The following is an 899-nucleotide window of genomic DNA, read 5'->3' as shown; positions in this document are numbered from 1 at the left end:
ATCAAACAGATGACAGCTATTGGGTTGAATTAATTGGTAATGCGACTGTAATGGCAGAAATTGAAGTTGATGAAGGTGAATTACATCAGCCTTTCCTTCGTTTTTCTGATTTCTCGGTTACTCCAACCAAAGAAGATGAAGCTTATCAAGCTTTTATTGCAAAAAAAGCTAACTAGCCTTCCAAGTTATTTCGTATTTACTGTTTATATATAAACTTTTCAATAAAAAATTACGTTCTAACTAAATTTATGTTTGAAAGCACTTCAGCAAAAAGCCTTGTTTGCCAGTTTGAGGTGCTTTTTTGGTCTTTCTTTTTCCTTTCAATGAAGTACAATGTTTTTAATAAAGCGATTTCACAAAAAGGAGTCATTAAAATGGCAGAAGTAAATTATCAAAAATTAGTCGATGAGATGCGCAAAGCTTTTAAAGATGGTGATGATAAGCGTGATGAAGGCTTACCTACCAGCATCCCTGAAGTAGAGCGCTTTGATGACATTGCTTACGGTAAAGATCCTCAATATCAATTACTTGATGTCTATTTACCAAGCAAGCGCACAGACGCTAAACTACCAGTAATTGTTAACATTCACGGCGGTGGCTGGGTATACGGTACAAAAGAAACCTATCAATTTTACTGCATGGCACTTGCTAAAGAGGGTTTTGCAGTAGTAAATGCAAATTATCGCCTAGCACCAGATGTTGTTTATCCAGGTGAATTAGATGACGTCAACCGCGTCTTCCATTGGGTAGCAGATCCAACTAACGCAACTAAATATCAATTAGACTTAGACAATGTCTTTATCGTTGGTGACAGTGCCGGTGGTCAAATGGGTGAACAAATTTTAGCTGCTTATACTAACGCTGACTATCGTAAATACTTTGGTTACTCTGTTCCTGAC

At 36.9% G+C, this 899-nt stretch carries 1 protein-coding gene; it reads left to right on the top strand.

Annotated elements, in window-relative coordinates; all coding sequences use genetic code 11:
- Window positions 1-374 precede the first annotated feature (374 nt).
- On the top strand, window positions 375-899 hold a 525-nt coding region (locus CRG87_RS07865; RefSeq protein ID WP_133125512.1), incomplete at its 3' end, for an alpha/beta hydrolase.

The sequence above is a fragment of the Lactobacillus apis genome, assembly GCF_002837055.1.
Taxonomy (GTDB): Bacteria; Bacillota; Bacilli; order Lactobacillales; family Lactobacillaceae; genus Lactobacillus; species Lactobacillus apis.
Note: the sequence above shows the minus strand (reverse complement) of the source record. Positions and strands in the feature narration are given on the sequence as shown.